A 516-nucleotide genomic window follows, 5' to 3' on the forward strand; every position below is an offset into this window, starting at 1 on the left:
CCGCCGCGTCGAAGCGCAGGTCGGTCGGCCGGTCGAGTGTGAAGCCGACCCGGCCCTTCAGCGCGGCGACGGCCCCGGCCTGCTCGGCGTCGAGGTTGCGCCAGCTCGCTTGCGGCAGGGCGACGACGAGGCGGCCGGCCAAGGCCGGCTCCGCCGCGACCAGCCGCGCGATCCCGCGCAGGAACCCGGGCTCGTAGAGCGACAGCGGCGACAGGCCGTAGGCCACCGCCGCCTCGCTGCCACGGCCGACGAGGTGGCGGGCGATGGTCGCGACCCGCTGCAGCATGCGCCGGTCGAGCTCGGTCGAGCGACCGTGCCGCTCCAGCGCCGGCAGGAAGGCCTCGGGCGTCAGCACCACGCCGGCGAGCCTCAGACGCGCCAGGGCCTCGTAGGACGCGACCTTGCGCTGCGGCAGGGTCACCACCGGTTGGAGGTGGACTTCGAGCCCGTCGCCGTCGAAGGCCGCGATCACCGCCTCGTCCTCGTTGGGGGCGTCGGCGGCGGCCTCGGCAGGAA

Annotated in this window: 1 protein-coding gene; it reads right to left on the reverse strand. The window is 75.8% G+C overall.

The features are described 5' to 3' along the window. The coding region (locus tag FV222_RS28805) for an EAL domain-containing protein (RefSeq protein WP_147816523.1) at positions 1–516 on the reverse strand (516 nt) is incomplete at both ends.

The sequence above is a fragment of the Methylobacterium sp. WL103 genome (assembly GCF_008039885.1).
Taxonomy (GTDB): Bacteria; Pseudomonadota; Alphaproteobacteria; order Rhizobiales; family Beijerinckiaceae; genus Methylobacterium; species Methylobacterium cerastii.